The sequence below is a fragment of the Pseudomonas sp. GW822-FHT02E03 genome (genome assembly GCF_058802325.1).
This window is the reverse complement of sequence record NZ_JBXAOA010000014.1, coordinates 97,775-122,242: the sequence shown is the minus strand read 5'-3', so window position 1 is coordinate 122,242 and position 24,468 is coordinate 97,775. Positions and strand designations below refer to the sequence as shown.

Genomic DNA, 24,468 nt, shown 5'->3' with positions numbered 1-24,468 from the left:
CGTCCAATGAAAAGCGCCTTGGGTGGGCGCTCTTTAATGTCAGTCCTACAAAAAGCCCCTGGCGATAGAGCCAGTCGAGTCATCGAGAAAGCGAAGGTGTTGAAAGTGGACAAACTGCAAACTGCCGCAACCGTTCTGATCGTACCGGGTCTGCGTGAGCACGTTGCCGAGCATTGGCAAACGTTGCTTGAGGCAAGGCTCTGCAAAGTGCGCAGTGTACCGCCGCTGGAAACCGACAAGCTCGATTGCGCCAAGCGGGTCGAAGCGATCCAGCACGCGCTGGAGCAGATCGACGGGCCGGTGATTCTGGTCGCTCACAGCGCCGGTGTGCTGATGGTCGCGCACTGGGCGGCGCAGCACAGTTGGCCGATCAAGGGCGCGCTGCTGGCCACGCCTCCGGACCTCGATGCTCATTGGCCACAAGGCTACCCGTCCGCTGAAACCCTGCGTACCCAGGGTTGGAATCCTCTACCAAAAGGGCCACTGCCGTTCCGCAGTCTGGTGGCCGTCAGTACCAACGACCACCTCGCCAGCCTGGATACCGCCACTCGCCTGGCAGAAGGCTGGGGCAGTGAACTGCTCAACCTGGGCGAGGTGGGTCATCTCAATCCGGCAGCAGGGTTTGGCCACTGGCCGCAAGCCGAAGCACTCATCCTGGAGCTGGATCGCTAGTTCAGGCGCCGGTTGGCCCCAGCCATCCGGTATTTGCCCTCACTCCTGAAAAACGCAAACCCCTGAAACAAGGGTTGCGCGAGGGCGGCTGCGCTTAAAACAAATACAAAAAGGCGGAGAGACAACGCAATGCATAACAATAAGAGTCACGGCTTCGCACCCTCGCGATACACCTTATTGGCCTCGGCCATTCTGGTCGCAGCCATGCCGGTCGCGCAGGCGGTCGAATTCGAGGCAGGTAATCCGGACTGGACCGTGCGTGTTGATAACACCGTGAAGTACAACTACGGCGTACGCACCGAAAGTGCCGACAAGCGGATGTTGGCGACACCGAACAACAACGATGGCGACTACAACTTCCGTAAGGCCGGGACCAACATCACCAACCGTATCGACCTGTTGACCGAAATGGATGTGGTCTACCAGAACCACATGGGCTTTCGCGTCAGCGCCGCCAGTTGGTACGACAAGGCCTACGAGAACACCGGTTCCAATTCCAACCCGTTCGTCAACGGCAATGACGCACGGTCGGGTCTGGTCGCCAACGATCCGCGCCTGGCCGGGGTCACCGGCGACAATGTCGGCAATGGCAGCCCGCACCTGAGCAACTACGCCCAGCGTTACTACACCGGTCCATCCGGCGAAATCCTCGATGCCTTCGTGTTCTACAGCACCGAAGTGGGCGAGGAGTCGCTGTTGAGCGCCAAGGCCGGCCAGCACAACGTGTTCTGGGGGGAAACCATCCTCAACCCGGTGCACTCGATCAGCTACGGCCAGTCCGGCCTGGACCTGGCCAAACTGGCCGCCTCGCCGGGTACCGAAGCCAAGGAACTGTTCGTTCCGCGTAACCAGTTGTCGATGTCGTTCACCGTCAATCCCGAGTTGACCGTGGGCGCTCAGTATTTCCTGGATTGGGATGCCGCCCGCCTGCCTGAAGCCGGTACTTACTATGGCGGTTCCGATCTGGTCGGCTTCGGCGCGCAGTCGTTCCTGCTGGGCAACACCAATGGCGTGGTGCCGGGCAGTCCGCTGGGTTGTGGTCTGGCGCCCTGCAACGGGCTGACCAATGTGCGTCGCGGTCACGACCTGACGCCGGACAAGCGCGGAGACTGGGGCGTGATGGCCAAGTGGTCGCCGGCCTGGCTGGATGGCACCCTCGGTGTTTACTACCGCGAAACCTCGGAAATCCTGCCGCAAGCCTGGCTGGATGCCAGAGGCCTGAGTTCGGCCAACCCCAATGGCACCCGGCCGGCAGGGCAAGTGCCTGCGGTGATCAACACGCTCAACTCGCTGAGCACCGCCACCTATCAAATGGCCTATGCCGACAACATCAAGATCGTTGGCCTGAGCCTGTCCAAGGACGTTGGGGGGGTGAGCGTCGGTTCGGACCTGAACATTCGTCACAACATGCCGTTGGCCAGTATTCCGGCGGTTGTCAGCACTAACAGTCCGCTAGGCCTGGGCGCGGGTCTTGGCCTGTTGCCGGCGCGTACGGCTGCCACCGGTGTGGTTTATGACACCCCGCAGAAGGGCGACAGCATGGCCGCCACCGGTGACACGTTGCACTGGACGCTCAACGGCCTGATGACCTTCCCGAAAACCCCGGTGTTCGATTCGGCCAGCCTGCTCGCCGAGTTGTACTACAGCAACTTGCTCAAGCTCGATAGCAAGAACGAAGCGCTCTACAAGGGCAAGGACACCTATCGCGGCATCGACCAGCCGACCCGGGACAACTGGGGCATCGCGGTCAACTTCACGCCGACCTGGTATCAGGTGTTTCCCGGTGTCGACCTCAACGCACCGATGTCCATCAACGTCGGCCTTGACGGTGTGTCACCGGTGTCCGGTGGCGGTGCCAAAGACACCGGCAACTATGCCGTGGGCGTAGGGGCTGTTGTGTACAACAAATACTTCATCGACCTGAAGTACGTGGACTCCTTCGGCAAGACCGACAAGTGCGACACCAGCGGTCTGAGCACCGGCGCGGCCAATGCCGGCAGCGGCGACGGCTCCACCCCCAATGCCTTTAGCGGCAATGAAAACTACGCGTGTTACGGCGGCGGCTACTCGGCCTTCTCCGGTGGTGGGGCCACGACTGAGGATCGTGGCGCCGTTTACCTGACGATGAAAACCACTTTTTGATGCACCACTGATTTGCTCAACGCAAGCAGGAGAATAACAAGATGAAATACGCAAAAACCGTGTTGGCTGCTTCGCTGGCCTTGGTCCTTGCCGCCCAGGCACAGGCCGCTGTTTCAACCCAGGACGCTGCCAAATTGGGCAGCAGCCTGACCCTGATCGGGGCTGAAAAGGCCGCAAACGCCGACGGCTCCATCCCCGCCTATGAGGGTGGCCTGACCACGCCGCCGGCCAGTTTCAAGTCCGGTGACAGCATGCGTCCGGATCCTTTCGTCAACGAAAAGCCGTTGCTGGTAATCGACGGCAAGAACGTCGATCAGTACAAGGGCTTGCTCAGTGCAACCACGGTGGAACTGGCCAAGCGTTTCCCCAGCTTCCACGTCAATGTCTACCCGACCCACCGCACCGTCTCATTGCCCAAGGCGGTGCTGGACAATGGCGTGAAAAACGCCACAGGTGCCAAGTCCCTGGAAGGTGGCCTGGCCATCGATAACGTACTGCCCGGTGTGCCGTTCCCGATTCCGCAGTCGGGCAACGAGGCGATGTGGAACTTCCTGTTGCGTTACCAGGGCGTCAACATCAACTCCAAGTACGACTCCTGGAACGTCGACTCCGCTGGCGTGCCGAGCCTGGCGACCACCGGACTGGCGTTCATTTCCTATCCGATCTACGAAAACCTCGCGCAGCCGATCAGCAGCGCCGATGTGTACTACCAGATGAAGCTGTCCTACACCGGCCCTGCGCGCCGGGCCGGTGAAGCGGTGATGCTCAAGGACGCCGCCAACCCGCTGCAGCAACCGCGCCGCGCCTGGCAATACTTGCCGGGCCAGCGTCGGGTCAAGCTGGCACCGAACCTGGCTTACGACACGCCTAACCCTGGCACCGCTGGCGCGGGCACCTACGACGATGTTTTCGTGTTCAACGGTGCACTGGACCGCTACGACTGGAAGCTGGTGGGCAAGCAGGAAATGATCGTCCCTTACAACACCTACAAGCTGACCTACGCCCAGGACCCCAAATCGCTGACCACCGCCAATCACCTGGCTCCCGATTACGTGCGTTGGGAAAAACACCGGGTCTGGGTGGTGGAGGGCAACCTCAAGTCCGGCGCCCGGCACATCTACCAGAAGCGTCGCTTCTACCTCGATGAAGACAGCTGGACCGCTCTGGCTTCTGACCAATATGACGCCCGTGGTCAGCTGTACCGTGGCTCTTTCGCATTCCTCAGTCAGAGCTACGACAAGCAGATCCCGGATTCCACGCCCTTCATGATTTATGACCTGGTGGGTGGTTCCTACAACATCAACGGTGTGGTTGGCCCTTACGGCGGCATCAAGTACATCGATCCGCTCTCCAAGGCGCAGTGGTCGCCTGAGTCCCTGGCCGGTAACGGGATTCGCTAAGCAAACCGTGACAAAGCGTCCGTGCAGTCCACTGCCTGCCAGGCAGGGGACCGCACGACGGTCGGTGCATGCCGATCGTTTCGGGCGCCAGGTTGGAACGTCAGGCACACGGACGTGTGTCCAGGCGCGGTTTTCCGAAGAGGACGCGGTATGTGTTCGTACAAGAATTATCTGCAGTTGGCGCTTGGCGCCTTGCTTGTAACGTTGCAGGGCCTGAGCCAGGCGTCCGCTTATGTCGACGTGCTGGATCTGCCGGCCAGGGTCAGCGCCTTGGCCGTCAACAGCCCGCTATCGGGCATGGCCCGCGCCGGCGACCGCTTGGTCGCCGTCGGGCAGCGTGGCCACATTCTGTATTCCGATGATGTCGGTAAACACTGGCAGCAGGCCGCGGTGCCGGTCAGTGCCGACCTCAATGCCGTGAGTTTTCCTTCCGCCACCCAAGGCTGGGCGGTGGGCGGTGACGGCGTGGTGTTGCACAGCAACGACGCCGGTGCGACCTGGCGCAAGCAACTGGACGGTCGCGAGATCGGTGCCTTGCTGGTCAAGCATTACGGCGCGTTGGCCAGTGCAGAACCGGGCAACGAACAATGGCCACTGCTGGTCGCTGAAGGTGAGCGCCTGATGGCGCAGGGCGCCGACAAACCGTTGCTCGATGTCTGGTTCGCCAACGACCGCCTCGGTTACGTGGTCGGGGTGTTCAACCTGATCTTGCGCACCGAAGACGGCGGCCAGAGCTGGACACCGTTCCAGGACCGCACCGACAACCCGCAGGGCTTTCACCTCAACGCCATCGCCTCCACTGGCGATGCGCTGTACATCGCTGGAGAGCAGGGTCTGCTGCTCAAATGGGATGACACCCAACAGCGCTTCGCCGCCGTGCAGACACCCTATCAGGGCAGTTTCTTCGGTGTGCTCGGCAAGCCCGGCGAAGCGCTCGTCTATGGCTTGCGCGGCAATGTGCTGCGCAGCACCGATGGCGGTCTCAGCTGGACCCCGCTGGACACTGGCCTGCGCGTCAGCATCACCGCGGGCCTGGTCGATGGCCGTGGCAACTACCGCTTATTCACCCAGGGCGGGCAGATGCTGGTCAGCCAGGGCGCAGGCGCGCAATTGCATCTGGTTCAGCAACAGGCACCGACACCGGTGACCGGCGCCACTCAGTCCGCCGACGGTGCGCTGGTGGTGGTTGGCAGCCGTGGTGCACGGACGCTGTCCGTTGATAAGCCCTCGAACCCTTAGAGCGAGAACCCAGACATGGGCCATACCAAACAAGAAACCATGCCGGTGATCCGCGATCTGCGGGATTTCGACCGCCATTCCGGCAACCGGCTGGAGCGGTTGGTGTTCAACTACCGTCCGTTGTTCATGCTACTAATGGCGCTGGCCACCGTGGTGTTGGGCTACATGGCGGCAACTCGCCTGGAGCTGCGCCCCAGCTTCGAAAAGATGATTCCGCAGAGCCAGCCGTACATTCAGAATTTCCTGGAAAACCGCCAGTCGCTGCGCGGTCTGGGCAACTCGGTACGGGTGGTGGTGGAGAACACCCAGGGCGATATTTTCGACCCCGCTTATCTCGACGTGCTCAATCAGGTCAACGATCAGTTGTTCGTCACCGAAGGCGTTGACCGCGCCTGGATGAAGTCGTTGTGGAGCCCGGCGGTGCGCTGGACCGAAGTCACCGAGGAAGGTTTTCAGGGTGGCCCGGTGATGCCTGATACCTACCAGGGCAAGTCGGAAGAAATAGAACAGCTGCGCCAGAACATTTCCCGCGCCGGTATCGTCGGCAGTCTAGTGGCCAGCGACTACAAATCGAGCATGCTCATCGTGCCGCTGCTGGACAAGGCCACGGCCAGCGGTCAGCGCATCGACTACCACGCCTTTTCGCAGATGCTTGAAGAGCAGTTGCGCGACAAGATCGAGTTCGCCGGTGACAGCGCTGCGCGCAAGGCCGGGGAGGAGGGCAAGGGCCAGTACAAAGTCCGGGTGATCGGTTTCGCCAAACTGATGGGCGACCTGATCGATGGCCTGATCCAGGTGATGATGTTCTTCGGCCTGGCCGTCGTCACGTCGCTGATCATCATTTACGCCTACACCCGTTGCGTGCGCAGCACCTTGCTGGTGGTCGGCTGCTCGTTGATCGCGGTGGTCTGGCAACTGGGCATCGTCGCCTGGCTCGGCTATGCCATCGACCCGTACTCGGTGCTGGTGCCGTTCCTGATTTTCGCCATCGGTGTGTCCCATGCGGCGCAGAAGATGAACGGGATCATGCAAGACATCGCCCGTGGCACCCACAAACTGATCGCCGCCCGCTACACCTTCCGCCGTTTGTTCATTGCCGGCGTCACCGCGTTGCTGGCCGACGCTGTCGGGTTCGCGGTGCTGATGCTGATCGACATTCCGGTGATCCGCGACCTGGCGATCACCGCCAGTATCGGTGTGGCGGTGTTGATTTTCACCTCGCTGTTGCTGATGCCGGTGGCGCTGTCTTATATCGGTGTCGGCGCCATGGCGGCCGAGCGTGCGCTGAAAATCGACACGCGCGCAGAAGGGCACAAAGGCTTCGGCAAACTGTGGGACTTGCTCGACCGCTTCACCACGGCCAAATGGGCCACGGGTGCGGTACTGGTTGCGGCGCTGATGGGCATTGGCGGCTTCATGGTCAGCTTGCAATTGAAGATCGGCGACCTGGAAAGTGGCGCACCGGAGTTGCGTGCCGACTCTCGCTATAACCGTGACAACGCCTACATCACCAGCCACTACGCGCTGTCCAGCGACCTGTTCGCGGTGATGATCAAGACCGCGCCGGAAGGCTGCTTGAACTACAAGACGCTGGTCCTCGCCGACCGTCTGGCCTGGGAGCTGCAGCAGTATCCGGGCGTACAGGCCACGGCTTCGTTGGTCAACGCGGTGCGCCAAATCACCGCCGGTACTTATGAAGGCAACCCCAAGCTCAACAGCATCCAGCGCAATCAGGACGTGCTGAACTACGCCGCGCAACAAGCCTCGGTCAACTCCCCGGAGTTGTTCAACACCGACTGTTCGCTGATGCCGGTGATCACCTTCCTCAAGGACCACAAGGCCGAGACCCTGGATGCCGTGGTGGGCATCGCCGAAAAGTTCGCCCGGGAGAACAACAGCGAAGATCGCCAGTTCCTGCTGGCGGCCGGGTCGGCCGGGATTGAAGCGGCGACCAACATTGTGGTGCGCGAGGCCAATCGCACCATGCTGCTTTACGTCTATGCGGCGGTCACACTGTTCTGCCTGATCACCTTCCGCAGCTGGCGCGCCACGTTGGTTGCGTTGTTGCCGCTGGTGCTGACTTCGATCCTTTGCGAAGCGTTGATGGTGGCCATGGGCATTGGCGTGAAAGTCGCGACCCTGCCGGTGATCGCATTGGGCGTGGGCATTGGCGTGGACTACGCCTTGTACCTGCTCAGCGTGCAGTTGCATTACCAGCGCCAGGGCCTGCCGCTGAGCCAGGCTTACCGCAACGCCGTGTCGTTTACCGGCCGGGTGGTGGGCCTGGTGGGCATCACCCTGGCGGCGGGTGTTGTGTGCTGGGTCTGGTCGCCGATCAAGTTCCAGGCCGACATGGGCATCCTGCTGACGTTCATGTTCCTGTGGAACATGCTCGGCGCACTGATCCTGATTCCTGCCCTGTCGTACTTCCTGCTGCGTCACCCCGTTGCGCAAGCCAAAGTGGCGCAAGCCACTGAAACCGACACCTCTCAACGCCAGGGTATGCCGCATGCCCTGACCACTTCCGAGTAAGCCAACCATGTCTGATTACAAAGCTCCTTTGCGCGATATGCGCTTCGTACTCAACGAAGTCTTCCAGGTGTCCCGGCTATGGGCCCAATTGCCTGGCCTGGCCGAGGTGATCGATGAAGAAACGGCCGCCGCGATCCTTGAAGAGGCCGGCAAAATCAGTGGCGAAGTTATCGCACCGCTGAACCGCAGCAGCGACGAGCAGGGCTGCACCTGGAGCAACGGCGCGGTCCAGGCGCCGGACGGTTTTGTCGCGGCCTACCAGGCATTCGCCGAAGGCGGTTGGGTGGGTGTTGGCGGTGATCCGCAGTTCGGTGGCATGGGCATGCCCAAGGCCATTTCGGCTCAGGTCGAGGAGATGGTCAACTCGGCCAGTCTGTCGTTCGGCCTGTACCCGATGCTGACCGCCGGTGCGTGCCTGTCGATCAATGCCCACGCCAGTCAGGAACTCAAGGAACGCTATCTGCCGAACATGTACGCAGGCACCTGGACCGGCTCGATGTGCCTGACCGAGGCGCATGCCGGCACGGACCTGGGCCTGATTCGCACCCGTGCCGAACCTCAGGCCGACGGCAGTTTCAAGATCAGCGGCAGCAAGATTTTCATCACCGGCGGCGAGCACGACCTGACCGAAAACATCATTCATCTGGTGCTGGCGCGGTTGCCGGATGCACCGGCCGGTCCCAAGGGGATTTCGCTGTTTCTGGTGCCCAAAGTGCTGGTCAATGACGATGGCTCGCTGGGTGAGCGCAACTCGCTGTCCTGCGGTTCCATCGAGCACAAGATGGGCATCAAGGCCTCTGCCACGTGCGTGATGAACTTTGACGAGGCGACCGGCTGGATCGTCGATGCGCCAAACAAGGGCCTGGCAGCGATGTTCACCATGATGAACTACGAACGTTTGGGCGTGGGTATCCAGGGTCTGGCGTTGGGTGAGCGTTCGTACCAGAACGCCGTCGAATACGCCCGTGACCGTCTGCAAAGCCGTTCGCCGACAGGCGCGCAGAACAAGGACAAGGCCGCCGACCCGATCATCGTGCACCCGGATGTACGGCGCATGCTGTTGACCATGAAAGCCTTGAACGAAGGCGGGCGCGCGTTCTCCAGCTACGTGGCGCTGCAACTGGACACCGCCAAGTACAGCGATGACGCGGCAACCCGCACCCGCGCCCAGGAGCTGGTATCGCTGCTGACCCCGGTGGCCAAGGCGTTCCTCACCGACATGGGGCTGGAAACCACGGTGCATGGCCAGCAGATCTTCGGCGGCCACGGCTACATTCGCGAATGGGGCCAGGAGCAACTGGTACGCGATGTGCGCATCACCCAGATCTACGAAGGCACCAACGGTATCCAGTCACTGGATTTGGCCGGGCGCAAAATCGTTGGCAGCGGCGGGGCGCTGTACCGGCTGTTCGCTTCGGAAATCCGCAACTTTACCGCCAATGCCGGTGCTGGTCTGGGCGAATTCTGCAAGCCATTGAATGCCGCCGTGGACACCCTCGACGAACTGACCGCGTGGTTGCTGGATCGGGCCACCCACAATCCCAACGAAATTGGCGCGGCCTCGGTCGAGTACCTGCAGGTGTTCGGCTACACCGCCTATGCCTACATGTGGGCACTGATGGCCAAAGCGGCCATGGGCAAACAGGCCGAGGATGACTTCTACGCCAGCAAGCTGGGCACTGCGCGCTTCTACTTCGCCCGCCTGCTGCCGCGCATCCACTCGTTGAGCGCTTCGGTCAAGGCCGGCAGCGAATGCCTCTACGAGCTGGAACCAGCGCACTTCTGATCGAAAGGACAAGGAAACCAACCATGATGGCGACAAAAATAATTCCGCCCGCCGATGGCGCCTATGCCTATCCCTTGCTGATCAAGCAATTGTTGCTGTCTGGCGTGCGCTACGAACCGGGTCGGGAAATCGTCTACGCCGACAAATTGCGCTACAGCTACCAGACCCTCAACCGGCGGATCCGCCGGCTGGCCAACGCCTTGACCGCTGCCGGCGTCAAGGCCGGCGATACCGTGGCCCTGCTCGACTGGGACAGCCATCGCTACCTGGAATGCTTCTTTGCCGTACCGATGATCGGCGCGGTGCTGCATACCGTGAACATTCGTCTTTCGCCGGATCAGGTGCTCTTCACCATGAACCATGCCGAGGACGACCTGGTGTTGGTGCATGATGATTTCCTGCCGCTGGTTGAACAGATTCACGGGCGGCTTGAGACCGTCAAAGGTTACCTGCAACTCACGGACGACATAGCAACCGACACGTCGCTACCGGTGCTGGGGGAATATGAAAACCTGTTGTCCGGGTCGGCCGACCAGTACGACTTTCCCGATTTCGATGAAAACTCAGTGGCGACCCTTTTCTACACCACGGGCACCACTGGCGATCCTAAAGGCGTGTATTTCACCCACCGCCAATTGGTCCTGCACACCTTGAATGCCGTGGGCACGTTGGGCGTCTATCAGGGGTTGCCGTTGCTGCGTTCCGATGATGTCTACATGCCCATCACCCCGATGTTTCACGTGCATGCCTGGGGTGTGCCGTATGTCGCCACCCTGATGGGGCTCAAGCAGGTGTACCCCGGCCGCTACGAACCCAACAGCCTGGTCAGGCTGTATCGTGAGGAAAAGGTCACTTTTTCCCATTGTGTGCCGACCATTCTGCAAATGATCCTTAGCTGCGAGGAAGCGGCACAGACCCGTTTCGATGGTTGGAAAATGCTTCTGGGCGGCAGTGCGCTGACATTAGGTATTGCCAGCGAAGCGAGCGCCAAAGGTATTCAGGTGCACAGCGGTTACGGCATGTCGGAAACCTGCCCATTGCTGTGCCTGACTTACCTGCGTGACGAAGACCTCGCTCAATCCACGCAAACCCAACTGGCCACCCGCATCAAGACTGGCACGCCGGTGCCGATGGTCGACCTGAAAATCATCGATGCCAATGGCAATGACGTTGCCCATGACGGCGAGTCTCTGGGCGAGATCGTGGTGCGCGCACCCTGGCTGACCCAAGGCTATTTGAAGGAGCCCGAAAAGGGTGCCGAGCTGTGGCACAACGGTTGGATGCACACCGGCGATCTGGCCTCAATCGACGCGTTGGGAGGGGTGGAAATCAAAGATCGAATCAAGGATGTGATCAAGACGGGCGGGGAGTGGATCAGCTCCCTGGAACTGGAAAGCCTGATCAGCGAACACGCGGCGGTGATGTCGGTCGCGGTCGTGGGTATTGCCGATGAGCAATGGGGCGAACGGCCGATGGCGCTGGTGGTGTGCGAGCCTGGGCAATATCTCGATCGCAAGATCCTCGAGGCGCATCTGCAAGGGTTTGTCGAGCGTGGCCGCATCAACAAATGGGCGATTCCCAAGCAGTTCAAGTTCGTTGCCGAGATTCCTAAAACCAGCGTCGGGAAGATAAATAAGAAGCTGATTCGGGAAAGCGAATTGAGCTGAAAAAGAAGATGGGGACCTAGGGGGCGAGTGTTCGAATCACGCCGTCCCGACCCTATGATTCAATGACTAGCCCAATCTGAAAAGGTTGGGCTTTTTCATGCCCGAAAAATACCCCCGATTAAAAAACGATCAGTAGCCACTCATTCCCCGGCTTTCGTCGATTTGATGAGATTGTTGCGCAGCTTCACGATCGCATTCTGCATCTGCGTAAACTCGTCCGGTGTCAGGCCCGTTGCGTCGGAGAGGCCCATTTCGGGACGGCCTTCGCGCAACTGTCGACCATTCTTCGTCAGACTGATCCGCACCTGCCGCTCGTCCTCGGGATCACGCTGCCTCTGTAGATAGCCCATCGCTTCCAGCTTCTTCAGGATCGGTGTGAGCGTGTTCGATTCGAGAAACAGCTTCTCGCCCAGGCTGCCCACGGTTTGATTGTCTTCCTCCCATAGCGCAACGATGGTGATGTATTGCGTATAGGTGAGCCCCAGCTGCTCGAGTATCGGCTTGTAGGCTTTGCCGAAGGCAAGGTTCGTGGAATAGACCGCAAAACACAGGAAGTCGGAGAGCTTCAGGTTGGCAGGAGCCGTCTTGTCGGTGGGTTTCATGTGTTTCCTCGTTGGCCAAAGTTGAAGGCTCGCAAAGGCAAAATATACCGCGTATGCGATTGTGTCGGAACAGCTCTGACTTTCGACTGTGGCCGGTTCGGCAGCAACGTCGAACCGGCCATACGGTGAATCATGAGGTGAGGGCGTTTATGGCCACGTCGATGTAGTGTTGAAGGGTCTGTGATTCGCATACGCTTAAAGCGTATGCGACATATATGGCATATCGACCGTGCGGTGCATCATGCCGTGAGAACGTTCAGGGCCACGTCAATGTTACCCCGCGTCGCTTTCGAGTACGGGCAAATTTGATCTGCGGTATGCGCCAGCGTCGTCGCGATGTCATGCGCCAGACCTGGTACGCGCAGAGTCAACCGAGCCTGGAGGAAGTACGCCGGACCGGTCTGACCCAGATCGACTTCGATGTCGACGGACAGATCAGACGGCAGCACCACGTTCATTTCATTGGCCACCAGCCCGACGGCGGCGGTGTAGCAGGCCGACCATGCGCCGGCGAACAGCTGCTCTGCGGTTGGGTGCGGTGCAATGGTTTTGAACTCGTGCGCCAGTTTCTCGTTTCCAGGCGACGAGAGCTGGATGTCGAGGCTGCCGTTATGGCCCCTCGAAGTGTTGCCAGCGGCGCTAACGGTGGTGTGAGTCTTGCCGGTGGCCAGTACTTTTTCGATCTTGCTCATGGGGTGGATCCTCAACGTTTCAAAAGATGTGATTTATGCCTCGTATACGTTTGTATCGTATGCGATGTAATAATAATTGCGCAGGCACCCATCGATGTCAATTGATCGCGTTGCGTCTGCCGACGAGTGGTGCGGCCACACAATAACGTCGACCGTTTCAACGATATGCCGAATTCGTCATCAACCCGACCTAAAGCGATCAAGCCGTGAGCCTTGGAATGGCCCACCCTGACCGGTCTGTCCAAGGAGATGAGCATGATCCGACTGACCCTGATTCAAGCCCGCGAGTTGGCCGAATCGATCCTGTTGCACAACGGTTTTAATCTGGCCCACGCGCAAGCGGTGGCGGCGACGGTGATCGCCGGCGAGCGTGATGGCTGTGCCTCCCACGGTTTGTATCGGATTCTGGGCTGCGTGAATTCCCTGCGGGCCGGCAAGGTGTCGGCCGATGCCGAGCCGCAGGTGATCGACCAGGCGCCGTCGATCGTGCGGGTGGATGCCGGTGGTGGTTTTTCACAGTTGGCGTTTCAGGCCGGGCTTGGGTTGCTGGCGGAGAAAACCCGGGCCAACGGGATTGCGGCGTTGGCGATCAATCGCTGTGTGCATTTCTCGGCGCTGTGGGTGGAGATCGAGCAGTTGACCGCAGTTGGTTTGGTAGCGCTGGCGTGTAATCCGAGTCATGCGTGGGTGGCACCGGCAGGGGGACGTGTGCCGGTGTTCGGCACCAATCCCATTGCCTTTGGCTGGCCGCGGGCGGGGCAGGATCCGTTTGTGTTCGACTTCGCCACCAGTGCGATTGCCCGTGGTGATATCGAGTTGCATCGGCGTGCCGGCAAGGCGATTCCCGAGGGTTGGGGCGTGGACGCTGAGGGTCGGCCGAGCACCGATGCCAATGTGGTGCTCGACAGCGGCGCGATGTTGACGTTCGGTGGGCACAAGGGCTCGGCGCTGGCGGCGATGGTGGAGTTGATCGCCGGGCCTTTGATCGGTGATCTGACCAGTGCCGAATCGCTGGCCTATGACGCGGGCAGCAAGTCATCGCCCTACCATGGCGAGTTGATCATCGCGCTGGACCCGCGACGTTTTCTGGGTGCCGCCACTGAGGAACATTTGGCCCGGGCCGAAGTGTTGTTTCAGGGCATTGAAGGGCAGGGCGCACGCTTGCCGTCGCAACGGCGTTATGCGGCGCGGGCACGCAGTGTGGTGGAGGGAGTACAGATTCCCGAGGCACTGTACAACGACCTGAAAGCACTGCTGGCTTGAATGCGATGAACCTCCTGTAGGAGCGAGGCTTGCCCGCGAAGGCGTCTCGACATTCAACATTGATGTCGTCTGATGCACCGCCTTCGCGGGCAAGCCACGCTCCCACAGGAGGTCGTGTTGTTAAACCGGTTCGCGGTGGCTGTTGCCATCGATCAGGCGCGCAATGCCCAGCGGGTTGGCGTTTTTCAGGGCGTCGGGCAACAGGGCGTCCGGGCAGTTCTGGTAGCACACCGGGCGCAGGAAGCGCTCGATGGCCAGGCTGCCGACCGAGGTGCCACGGGCGTCGGAGGTCGCAGGATAAGGCCCGCCATGCACCATGGCATCGCAAACTTCGACGCCGGTGGGGTAGCCGTTGAACAGCACGCGGCCGACCTTTTGCTCCAGCAGTACCAGCAGATCGGCGTGTTCCTTCAGGTCCTGTGCTTCGCCAATTAACGTGGCGGTGAGTTGACCGTGCAAACTGTTCAGCGCTTGTCGCAACTCGGCCTTGTCGGCTACTTCGACAACGAGGGTGGTCGGGCCGAACACTTCTTCCTGCAACAGCGGATCACCCTTGAGCAGCAGACTGACGTCGGCCTTGAACAGTTGTGGCTGCGCTTGATTGCCGTGCCGATCCTGGCCCGCCAGGCGGATTATCCTCGGATGGTCGAGCAAGGCCTGCACACCTTTTTCGTAGCTGCCGAGGGTGCCGGCATTGAGCATGGTTTGCGCCGGTTGTTCGGTCATCAAGGCACTGAGCCGCGCGATGAAAGCGCTGAAGTGGGGTGAGCGCATACCGATCACCAACCCCGGATTGGTACAGAACTGACCGCAACCCTGGACCACCGACGCCACCAGTTCCCCGGCGATTTTTTCGCCACGCGCGAGCAGGGCTTCAGGCAAAACCAGCACCGGGTTGATGCTGCTCATTTCGGCGAACACCGGGATCGGTTGTGGCCGTGCGGCGGCCATGTCACAGAGGGCGCGACCACCTTTTAACGAGCCGGTGAAACCGACGGCCTGGATCGCCGGATGCTTGACCAGCGCTTCACCGACGCCTGCACCGTAGATCATGTTGAACACACCTTTGGGCATGTCGGTTTGCTCGGCGGCGCGGATGATTGCATCGGCCACGTGTTCGGCGGTCGCCATGTGTCCGCTGTGGGCCTTGAACACCACCGGGCAACCGGCGGCCAGGGCTGCTGCGGTGTCACCGCCGGCGGTGGAAAAGGCCAGCGGGAAATTACTGGCGCCGAACACGGCCACTGGACCGACGCCGATCCGGTATTGGCGCAGGTCGACCCGTGGCAGTGGCAGACGTTCGGGCAACGCGCGGTCGATGCGCGCACCATAGAAATCGCCCCGGCGCAGAACCTGAGCGAACAGGCGCATTTGGCCGCTGGTACGGTTGCGTTCGCCTTGAATGCGTCCGGTCGGCAGGGCGGTTTCGCGGGTGACCAGAGCGACGAATTCATCATCCAGTGCATCCAGTTGCGTGGCGATCGCTTCAAGAAATTCTGCACGGCGAGTTGCCGGCAAGTTGCGAAAGGCCGGGTAAGCGGCAGCAGCGGCCTGGGCGGCGGCGTCCACTTCCTCAGCGGTGGCTTGCATGAAAGAGAAGGGCAGCGCTTCGCCGGTGCTGGCGTCGTGGCTTTGCATCGCGATGTTGCCAGCGGCGCTGCGGGCACCGCCGATGTAGTTGTGGCCGATGATCTCGGGCATCAAAAAAACTCCTGTCGAAAAAAGTGAGGTAGGACCGTTGCAGGTCAATCAAGGTGCTGAGCCGTGCGCTGTTTTGTGGCGAGCGAGCTTGCTCGCGTTGGGCTGCGTAGCGGCCCCAAAATAGCGGTAACAATTGCCTATTTTGCGAGTGCTGCGCGCTCGAGCGGGAGCAAGCTCCCTCGCCACAGAGTGGGGTGTGACAAGTACAACGCTCAAACCAGCGAATCACCCCGGCGTGCCATGGCAGGCACGGCGCTATCCAGCGCAGCAATGCGCGCAGCGGATTCGGCATCCACCAGGTGCAACGACTTGCCACGGGTTTCCCGGGTCAGGCCGACGGCCACGATGGAGATCAGCGCGGCGCCCACCAGGTACCAGGCGATGGGTGTCGAACTGTGATATTTGTTGAGCAGGGTGATGGCGATCAGCGGTGCCAGGGAACCAGCGAAAATCGGCGCCACCTGGTAGCACAGTGAAAGGGCGGTGTAGCGCACGTGGGTCGGAAACATTTCGGCCATCAGCGCCGAGTAGGGCGCATAGGTCATCGACTCGATGCCCAAGCCCAGAATGATCGCCGCCATGATCAGCCAATTGTTGCCGGTGTCCATCATCGGGAAACCGACAAAGCCCCAGAACGCGGTGAGCACCGCGCCGGTCAGGTAGACCGGTTTGCGCCCGACGATATCCGACAGATAGCCCATCAACGGAATCAGGAAGAAGTGCACCAAGTGCGCGCCGAACATCAGCAGCAGAATTTCCGAGGTGTCCTTGTGCACCACCAGTTTCAGGTAGGTGATCGAAAAGGTCACCACGGTGTAATAGAGGATGTTCTCGGCAAAGCGTGCGCCAATCCCTACCAGCACGGCGCGCCAGTGATGACGCAGCACTTCGACCACGCCCAGCTGTTGCTGCTTGATCTGCGCTTGACGGGCCTGGGCTTCTTTGAAGATCGGCGCGTCATCGACGCTGGTGCGAATCCAGTAGCCGATCAGCACCACCACCGCCGAGAACCAGAACGCCACGCGCCAGCCCCAAGCGAGAAATTGTTCTTCCGACAGGTTCGATGACAACAGCAGCAGAGCGACGGTGGCCACCAGGTTGCCGGCCGGCACCCCGGCTTGCGGCCAACTGGCCCAGAAGCCGCGACGGTTGTCGGGGCAGTGTTCGGACACCAGCAAAATCGCACCGCCCCATTCACCACCAAAGGCAAAGCCCTGGATCAGCCGTAGCAGCACCAACAACACCGGCGCGGCATAGCCGATCTGGTCGAAGCCGGGCAGGCATCCCATCAGGAAAGTGGTGATGCCGACCACCACCAGGCTCAGTTGCAGCAGGCGTTTGCGGCCGAATTTGTCACCGTAGTGACCGAACACCAGACCGCCCAATGGGCGAGCGAGAAAGCCGACCGCGTACAGGGCGAAAGCGGCGATGATGCCGTCGATGGGGCTGTCGGTCTGGCGGAAGAACAACTGGCCGAAGACCAGTGCGGAGGCGGTGCCGTAGAGAAAGAATTCATACCACTCGGCGACAGTGCCGGCCATGGCGGCGGCCACTACGCGTTTGAGTCCCGAGGGGGTGGTTGCGCTTTGCGTGTGTAGAGGATTGGACATGCTGGCGTTTCCTGTAGGGGCGCAAAAACAGGCAGCCGGGCCGGGTCCGCAAAGACCCGCCCGGCAATCACTCAGAGACCGACGTCTGGCAACTCCGGACGGTTAGCCAGGGCCTTGGCCATGATCTGCTCGACGAACACCCGATCGGCTTCCGGCAGTGCCAGGCGTGGCGGACGGGTCAGCGCGCTGCCGCGACCGGCGATGGCTTCACAGAGCTTGATGCACTGCACCAGGTCGGCACGGGCATCGAGGTGCAGGATCGGCATCAGCCATTCGTAGATCGGCATGGCTTCGGCGAAGCGACCGGCCTTGGCCAGACGGAAGATGGTTTCGCCTTCTTTCGGGAACACGTTGGACATGCCCGAGACCCAGCCCTCGGCACCCACCGCGATGCTTTCCAGCACCACGTCGTCGAGACCTGCGAACAGCACGAAACGATCGCCGACTTCATTGCGCACGTCGATGAAACGGCGGGTATCGCCGGACGAATCCTTGAAGCACACCACGTTGTCGCAGTCGGCCAGGGAAATCAGGATGTCCGGGGTGACGTCGTTTTTGTAGATCGGTGGGTTGTTGTAGACCATCAGCGGTACGTCGGCGTTTTTCGCCACGTAGCGGTAGTGCTCGGCGGTCTCGAACGGCTTGGAGCCGTAGACCAGCGCCGGCATCAGCATCACGCCGTCGACGCCGACCCGGCGCACGGCATTGGCGACCTTGGCCGCTTGCACGCTGGTGAACTCGGCCACACCGCAGATCACTGGCACGCGACCCCGGGAGGCGTCGACCGCGACTTCGGTCACGGCGATTTTCTCTTCGGCGGTCAATGAGGTGTTTTCCCCCACCGAACCGCACACCACCAGGCCTGAGACGCCGTCGCGGATCACGTTGGAAATCACTTGGTGGGTTTTTTCCAGGTTGATGGAGAAGTCATCGTTGAATTGAGTGGTCACCGCGGGGAAGACGCCACTCCAGTTAATGCGCTTGCTCATTGTTGCCTCCGGTTCGTTAATTGTATTTCGTATACGATATTTTAAATGCCAATGACTCGGCTAGTGTTTTTTTCAATTAGTCAGGTTTTTTTGGTAGCCGTTGGTCTGGGGAGTTTCAGGCACCCGGCCAGGTGTCTGACAAGCGATAGCCCTGTGGCCACGGATCGCTCGGGTCGAGCAGCAATTGGTGGGTGCCGGTGATCCAGGCCCGACCGGAAATGCACGGGTAGATCGCCGGGCGTCCGGCCACTTCGGTCAGGGAATCGATGCGGCAATGGAATTCGGAACCGATGATCGAACGGCCAATAAAGCGCTCTCCCACTTGCATCAAGCCCTTGGCCTGCAGCACCGCCATGCGCGCCGAGCAACCGGTGCCGGTGGGCGAGCGGTCGATCTTGCCGGGTTGAATCACTACCGCGTTGGCACCCGTGGCGATGCCATTTACAACGATGATGGGCGCGGCAATCTGGCAGAAGGAAATATGCGACCACTCGGGGTTCAGCGGATGGACGAAGCCCAGCTGTTCATTTGCCGCGCGAGTGATTTTCAGCCCGACCGCCACCAGGTCGGCAGCCTCATCGGGGCGAATGGAAAAGCCCAGGCGTTCGGCGTCGGCGATCACAAAACTGTCGCCGCCGTACGCGGTGTCAACCTGCAACGAGCCGAGGCCTTCGACTTCGATCCAGGCGTCGAGGCGATCAGCGAAGGAGGGCACGTTCTTGATTTCTACCCGCTCGACCTTGCCATCACGGCAATCGGCCACGGCCTCGATCAGGCCGCCGGGCGCTTCGAGCACCAGTCGGGTTTGCGGTTCGGTCATCGGCAGGATGCCGCTGTCTAGCAGCACCGTGGCGACGCACAGCGAATTGGAACCGGACATCGGTGGCGTGTCCGCCGGTTCCATGATGATCCAGGCCATTTGCGCCCGAGGATCCTTGGCCGGCACCAGCAGGTTGACGTGGCGGAACACGCCGCCGCGAGGTTCGTTGAGGACGAAGTTGCGCAAGGTTTGATCCTTGGCGATCCAGCGCGATTGCTCCCACACAGTGGCGCCCGGTGGTGGGGCGACACCGCCGACGATCACATCGCCGACTTCGCCTTCGGCATGACAGCTGACTACATGAATGACTTTTGATGAGCGCATTGCCTGCTCCTTGTTTTGTCTGTCAGGGCCCCATCGCGGGCAAGCCCGCTCCCACAGGTATCTGTGTTGGCCACCAATTTTGTGTACACCATCAAACCCTGTGGGAGCGGGCTTGCCCGCGATGAGGCCAGCGGCTATTTCACCGATTTCAGAAAAGCTGCCGTTTCCGCATGCACCGGATTACCAATCACCTGATCCGGCGAGCCGATCTCGTGCACCAGGCCATTGCGAAAGAACGCCACACGATCAGACACATCGCGGGCAAAGCGGATTTCGTGGGTCACCAGCACCATGGTCATGCCGTCTTCGGCGAGCATGCGCATGGTGTCCAGCACCTCACCGACCAATTGCGGATCGAGGGCCGACGTGGCTTCGTCGAACAGCATGTAGTCCGGCGACATGGCCAGGGCGCGGGCAATCGCCATGCGTTGTTGCTGACCGCCGGACAACTTGCCCGGGAAGGTCTTGAGCTTGTCGCCGAGGCCCACGTGGGTCAGTTGCTGCACCGCCAGTTCCTCGGCCTCGCGCTTGCTTTTACCCAAGACTTTGCGCGGGGCCAGCATCACGTTTTCCAGCACTGTCAGGTGCGGGAAGGCATTCCATTGCTGGAACACGATGCCGATTTTCTGCCGCAAGCGGTTGAGGTCGGTGGCGCTGTCATGGACCTCGACGCCGTCGACGCGAATGCTGCCTTTCTGGATCGGCTCCAGGCCGTTGATGCACATCAGCAGGGTCGATTTGCCGGAGCCCGAGCCGCCGATGATCGACACCACCTCGCCCTTGTTCACCGTCAGGCTGACACCCTTGACCACGGCGAGGTCGCCGAAGGATTTATGTACGTTGTCGATCTCAATCATTTTCTTGCCACCTTCTTTCCAGACGAGCGCCCAGGCGTGCGACCACCAGGCTCATGACGTAGTAAATAAGGCCCGCGATGCACAGCACCAGCAACGGTTCCTGGATGCGGGTGACGATGGTTTGCGAGGCGCGCAGCAGTTCGACGATGCCGATCCACATCACCAGTGCGGTGTCTTTCATCACGCCGAGCACCAGGTTCAGCCAGCCCGGAAAAGCTACCCGGGTGGCCATCGGCAGGACGATCCAGCGCAGATCCTGCAGGAAGCTCAGGCCCAGCGAGCGACTGGCCCGGCGCAGGGTGAACGGCACCGAAAGCACACCAGCGCGCACGATCTCGGTGAAGTACGCGGCGGCGTAAACCCCCAGCACGATGCAGCCGACGCTGAAGGCGCTGATGTTCAAGCCGACGATGCTTTTGAGCGAGTTGAACAGCACGAACTGGATCAGCAACGGCACGCTGCGAAACACGTCCAGCACCCAGGCCAAGGGCAAACTGGCCCGTGGCAACAAGGCCCGCAGCAGACCGAAGAGCAAGCCGGCCAGGGAGCCGAGCATGATCGACCAGAACGTCAGTTGCAGCGTGACCCAGGCGCCATTGAGCAGGAACAACAGGTCATTGGAGGAAAAACCGGTGGCAAACATGGACAGCTCCTCAGTAACGGAACAACCGCCAGGCCATTAGCCGGGCTGCCGCGACGATCGCCTTGGCAATCAGGTAATACAGCACCGCTGCGATGGCGAAGAACTCGAAGGTGCGGAACGTTTTGACGTTGTAATCCTGGGTCACGCCGGTCAGGTCATTGTTCAGCCCGACGATCACCCCCAGCGACGTCATCAGCACCGCCCAGACCATCTGATTAGTCAGTGGGTAGAAGACGATCCGCAGCAGCTGCGGGACGATGATCATGCGGTAGGCCTGGAAGGCGCTCATGCCCAGCGAACGTGCGGCGCGCACTTGTGTGTCCGGTACGGCCTTGAGGCCACCGCGAAAGTTCTCCGCCAGATACCCGGCATTGTTGAAGGTGATCCCGGCCAGCAGGGCGAGCCATGAACTGACGTGCAGGCCCAGCGAGCCGAGACCGAAGTAGAGGACGTAGATCTGGAACAGCGACGGGGTATTGCGCGCGATCGATACCCAGCCGTTGCCGATGCCGCGCAGCAGCGGGTTTTTGCTTTCGCGCATCACGGTCAGGGCCAGGGCGATCAGTACGCCGAAAATCATCGACAGCGCCGCGGTCTCGAAGGTGACCAGGGCACCGGCAAGCATGTCCGGCAGGGCGCGCAGCACTGAGCGCCATTGGAAGCTGTAATCAAACATGCGCAGGGCTCTCCAGTAGGGCGGCAGGTTGTAGCCACGCCGGCAGGCGCCCGCTGGCGGTGGCATTGCAGGCGGCATCGACGCATTCTTTGATGCTGGCGAAATGCACCTTGCGGCCCACCAGGCCTGGTGCGTAATGGGCGTACTTGCCGGAGTTGGTCATCAAGGTTTTTGCGGCCAGCGGGATCACCGGTTCGCCGAGCATGCACCAGCAGGTATCGGTGACCAGGGTGGCGCCGAAAGCTTCGATCACGGCGATGTGCCCGGCGTCGCGAGCCTGCTCCAGCACGGCGCGGCCGCAGGTAATGGCGAGGACCACGTCGGGGTGTTTGTGCCGACCGAGGCACAACTGCGCGAGGTGGGCGAACTCGCTGAGGGAGAAATGCGGGTTGCCCAGCGAGACCACATCCACCCGGTTGTCGCGGGCACTGTTGAGCTCGCGCCAGCTGACCAATAGATCGTTCAGGCGGATTTTTTTCACGGGTAGAAACCCATCCACTTCCAGCACATGCGCCGGGTCGATGGCCTCCGGGGTGACCCCGGCGATATGGAACAAGGGCGCGGCGGAGGTGGTGGCAAATGCCGCGCCGAAAGCCTTGAGGTCGTCCAGGCTCGGCTGGCGGTTTTCCAACCCGCGCACCAGTGGAATCCGGCTGCCCGCCAGCGCGCCGATGTGGTAACCGAGCAGCGGGTAGAAGGCGTCGTCCAGTTCACCCAAGGCAGGCAACTCGATTTGCAGTCGGGCCTTGCGTTGCGCGTCCAGATGGCAGCCGATCAATGGCGCGCGACCGGTCAGGGCAATGCAGATGTCCAGGTAGTCCGGGTATTTGAGGGTACGTGCGCCGAGCACGCTGTTGGCGTAAACCACCGCGTTGGATTCGGCCCAGACGATCTGCTCGCCAGCCTTCGGCGCGCTGTCGAGCAGGTAGGGCGCGCAGGTGAAACTCAGCTGTGCACCCATCGCCATATAGGCATCGCCCAAGGCACTGGCCGGTTCACCGAGGGTCGGGTCGATACCCAGCTCGCGCCAGCGGCGCTGGTCCACGGAAATCGAATTGAGGGTGGTGGGCACCCGCACTGTTGCTCCCCATTGCACCAACTGTTGGGCAAAACGCAGGCTCGCCGGTCCGGTGTAGATACAGCCGTCGATGTGCGCTTGGGTGACATCCACCAGATGGCGGGCACCTTGCAGTTCGGCCATGCGCAGGACGATCTGCATCGCCACCTGCGCGGCCTTGCCATACTGGCCGCCGAGCAGCGTCCGGTCGTGTTCGGTGAGTTCAATCGAGGCGCCGGTTTCTGCAGGTTGCGATGAGCTGTCGAGTGCCTGCCAGGCATCGCCCGGCGGGTGCTCGAACAGGCTCAGCGTTGTGTTCTCGACCCGAGCGAAGGCCTTGCCGCGCAGGGCGGCGAAGGCCTCCCGGCCGATGCACAGCACCGGCAGGGAACGCTCGAAAATGGTCTGTGCCACGAGCACGCCCAGGGTCAGGATCTCATCGGGTTCGGCCAGCACCAGTGCGGCCGGTGCGTGACCGTTGCTGATCAGTTCCATCAACACGCTACTGCCGGTGCACGAGCCGCGACCGCTGGGGATGGCCAGGACGCGGCCGGCCAGGTATTCGCCGCTGAGCGGGTGGTGACGGTCAATGATCTCGCCGCTATACGGATCGACCCCGCCCCAGAAACTCAACCCGATATCGGCGAACAGCAGGGCCCCCTCGGCGGCGCCCGCGACCAGGCTGCGACCGGTCAGAGAAGTGGGCCTAGGCATGCCGGACACCTTAGTAGTAGACCTGTGGCACGGTCAGGTTGGTCGGCGAAATTTCAGTGCCGACCCATTTGACGAACAACTCCTTGTAACGACCGGTGCGCACCTGCTGGTTGACGAACAGGTTGAGGTAATTGAGCAGGCCATACTCGTTGCGCTTGGCACCGAGGGAAACGTAGTCGATCACGTACGGCGCATTACCGGCGACTTTCAGGTTTTTGTATTTGCCCGACTTGAGGGTGGCGGCGGCCACGGTGTTGGTGACCACGGTGGCGGCGATATGGCCTTGGGCGACGGCAAGCAACGTGTCGTTTTGCGACTGATAGGCACGGAAGGTGCCGGTGCCCCAGCTCTTCACGTCTTTCTCCAGGGCGATGGCCTCATAAGTGCCGCTGGTGTTACCGACGGGTTTGCCCTTGAGGTCATCGAAGCTATTGATGCCGGTGTCGTCGCGGGTCAGTACGACCATCTGGAAGGCAAAGTAAGGCACGGTGAGGCCGACGGTCTTGGCCCGCTCAAGGGTGTCGGAGGTGGAGGCGACGATCACGTCGGCCCGCCCGGAGACCAGCGCCGGAATGCGGTCCGGGAACGGCGTCTCGACCACTTCGGCGTCGACCCCAAGGATTTTCGCCAGGTCATGGCAGTAGTCCACGTCGAAACCGGCCGGGTTGTTGCCGGCATCGCGAAAACCCATGGGCGGGAAGTCCAGGGTCACGGCGCAACGCAGCTTGCCCGAACCGATAATGTCGTCGAGCTTGTCGGCCTGGGCGGTGGCGATAAAGGAGGTACTGAGAACAGCGCTGAGGGCTACGGCAAATGCGGGGTTTTTCATAGAGGCCTCGTTGATGTGAAGTGCTGTTGGATATCGTATTGGGGATTTCGTATACGATATTAACAATAGCAATCAACGTGCCCATTTCCAGGCCGAGCCGCGAATTTAGTGTCAGGCCTTGAGGTAGAGGTGTTGCGGTGGCGCAACTGGAGGGGAGTGACGTCGTGAGGGCTTGGGCCCGCAACGGCAGGTGTTACAGATGGGAGCAATGGTTGTGCGGGGCGCCCCTTTAAGGAACACCGGGACCCTGCTG

Annotated in this window: 19 protein-coding genes; 8 read left to right on the top strand and 11 right to left on the bottom strand. The window is 61.1% G+C overall.

Going from position 1 to position 24,468, the window contains the following annotated elements; all coding sequences use genetic code 11:
• Positions 1-105: 105 nt before the first annotated feature.
• The 7 genes from AC1RQB_RS13370 (at position 106) to AC1RQB_RS13340 (ending at position 11,438) form a co-directional block, all read left to right on the top strand.
• Positions 106-672, top strand: a complete 567-nt coding sequence (locus AC1RQB_RS13370) for an RBBP9/YdeN family alpha/beta hydrolase (protein WP_063340450.1) — start codon at positions 106-108, stop codon at positions 670-672.
• Between the two features lie 129 nt (positions 673-801).
• On the top strand, positions 802-2,814 hold the full coding sequence (locus tag AC1RQB_RS13365) for a DUF1302 domain-containing protein (protein WP_207267279.1): 2,013 nt from the start codon (positions 802-804) through the stop codon (positions 2,812-2,814).
• A 41-nt stretch (positions 2,815-2,855) separates the two neighbouring features.
• A complete protein-coding gene (locus tag AC1RQB_RS13360; RefSeq protein WP_008071714.1) occupies positions 2,856-4,214 on the top strand; it encodes a DUF1329 domain-containing protein in 1,359 nt (452 codons plus the stop codon).
• Between the two features lie 150 nt (positions 4,215-4,364).
• A complete protein-coding gene (locus tag AC1RQB_RS13355) occupies positions 4,365-5,453 on the top strand; it encodes a WD40/YVTN/BNR-like repeat-containing protein (RefSeq protein WP_063340391.1) in 1,089 nt (362 codons plus the stop codon).
• Positions 5,454-5,468: 15 nt separating this feature from the next.
• Positions 5,469-7,985, top strand: a complete 2,517-nt coding sequence (locus AC1RQB_RS13350) for an efflux RND transporter permease subunit (RefSeq protein WP_063340390.1) — start codon at positions 5,469-5,471, stop codon at positions 7,983-7,985.
• A 7-nt stretch (positions 7,986-7,992) separates the two neighbouring features.
• Positions 7,993-9,771: an acyl-CoA dehydrogenase C-terminal domain-containing protein gene (locus AC1RQB_RS13345; RefSeq protein WP_063340389.1), complete on the top strand. Its 1,779-nt coding sequence runs from the start codon at positions 7,993-7,995 to the stop codon at positions 9,769-9,771.
• A gap of 23 nt (positions 9,772-9,794) precedes the next feature.
• Positions 9,795-11,438 carry a fatty acid--CoA ligase gene (locus tag AC1RQB_RS13340; RefSeq protein WP_063340388.1) on the top strand — a complete coding sequence of 548 codons (1,644 nt, stop codon included), beginning with the start codon at positions 9,795-9,797 and terminating at the stop codon, positions 11,436-11,438.
• A gap of 140 nt (positions 11,439-11,578) precedes the next feature.
• Here AC1RQB_RS13340 and AC1RQB_RS13335 read toward each other — a convergent pair whose 3' ends face one another.
• The gene (locus tag AC1RQB_RS13335) at positions 11,579-12,040 is read right to left on the bottom strand and encodes a MarR family winged helix-turn-helix transcriptional regulator (protein ID WP_008071723.1); all 462 of its coding nucleotides are present in this window, start codon (positions 12,038-12,040) and stop codon (positions 11,579-11,581) included.
• Positions 12,041-12,279: 239 nt separating this feature from the next.
• Positions 12,280-12,732 (bottom strand): Ohr family peroxiredoxin, encoded by a 453-nt coding sequence (locus AC1RQB_RS13330; protein ID WP_063340387.1) that lies wholly within the window; start codon positions 12,730-12,732, stop codon positions 12,280-12,282.
• A gap of 255 nt (positions 12,733-12,987) precedes the next feature.
• On the opposite strand from AC1RQB_RS13330, the gene AC1RQB_RS13325 reads away from it, so the two are divergent.
• Positions 12,988-13,995, top strand: a complete 1,008-nt coding sequence (locus AC1RQB_RS13325; RefSeq protein ID WP_063340386.1) for an Ldh family oxidoreductase — start codon at positions 12,988-12,990, stop codon at positions 13,993-13,995.
• A gap of 120 nt (positions 13,996-14,115) precedes the next feature.
• On the opposite strand, the gene AC1RQB_RS13320 is transcribed toward AC1RQB_RS13325, so the two are convergent.
• From AC1RQB_RS13320 to AC1RQB_RS13280, 9 genes are all read right to left on the bottom strand, one after another.
• Complete coding sequence (locus AC1RQB_RS13320; RefSeq protein ID WP_063340385.1) at positions 14,116-15,696, bottom strand: aldehyde dehydrogenase (NADP(+)); 1,581 nt, start codon at positions 15,694-15,696, stop codon at positions 14,116-14,118.
• Between the two features lie 212 nt (positions 15,697-15,908).
• Positions 15,909-17,306 (bottom strand): fosfomycin efflux MFS transporter AbaF, encoded by a 1,398-nt coding sequence (abaF, locus tag AC1RQB_RS13315; RefSeq protein ID WP_008071731.1) that lies wholly within the window; start codon positions 17,304-17,306, stop codon positions 15,909-15,911.
• Between the two features lie 71 nt (positions 17,307-17,377).
• A complete protein-coding gene (locus tag AC1RQB_RS13310) occupies positions 17,378-18,295 on the bottom strand; it encodes a dihydrodipicolinate synthase family protein (RefSeq protein ID WP_007903713.1) in 918 nt (305 codons plus the stop codon).
• Between the two features lie 115 nt (positions 18,296-18,410).
• A complete protein-coding gene (locus AC1RQB_RS13305) occupies positions 18,411-19,439 on the bottom strand; it encodes a trans-3-hydroxy-L-proline dehydratase (protein ID WP_063340384.1) in 1,029 nt (342 codons plus the stop codon).
• Between the two features lie 134 nt (positions 19,440-19,573).
• Positions 19,574-20,296: an amino acid ABC transporter ATP-binding protein gene (locus AC1RQB_RS13300; protein ID WP_007903722.1), complete on the bottom strand. Its 723-nt coding sequence runs from the start codon at positions 20,294-20,296 to the stop codon at positions 19,574-19,576.
• Positions 20,289-20,939 carry an amino acid ABC transporter permease gene (locus AC1RQB_RS13295; RefSeq protein ID WP_007903724.1) on the bottom strand — a complete coding sequence of 217 codons (651 nt, stop codon included), beginning with the start codon at positions 20,937-20,939 and terminating at the stop codon, positions 20,289-20,291. The genes AC1RQB_RS13300 and AC1RQB_RS13295 overlap by 8 nt, the downstream gene beginning before the upstream one ends.
• Positions 20,940-20,949: 10 nt before the next feature.
• Complete coding sequence (locus AC1RQB_RS13290) at positions 20,950-21,615, bottom strand: amino acid ABC transporter permease (RefSeq protein WP_063340383.1); 666 nt, start codon at positions 21,613-21,615, stop codon at positions 20,950-20,952.
• Positions 21,608-23,386 carry a cis-3-hydroxy-L-proline dehydratase gene (gene lhpI / locus AC1RQB_RS13285; RefSeq protein ID WP_063340382.1) on the bottom strand — a complete coding sequence of 593 codons (1,779 nt, stop codon included), beginning with the start codon at positions 23,384-23,386 and terminating at the stop codon, positions 21,608-21,610. Before lhpI ends, AC1RQB_RS13290 begins: the two co-directional genes overlap by 8 nt.
• 10 nt (positions 23,387-23,396) lie before the next feature.
• Entirely contained in the window at positions 23,397-24,215 is an 819-nt protein-coding gene (locus AC1RQB_RS13280) for an ABC transporter substrate-binding protein (protein WP_007903735.1), read from the bottom strand.
• Positions 24,216-24,468: the final 253 nt, after the last annotated feature.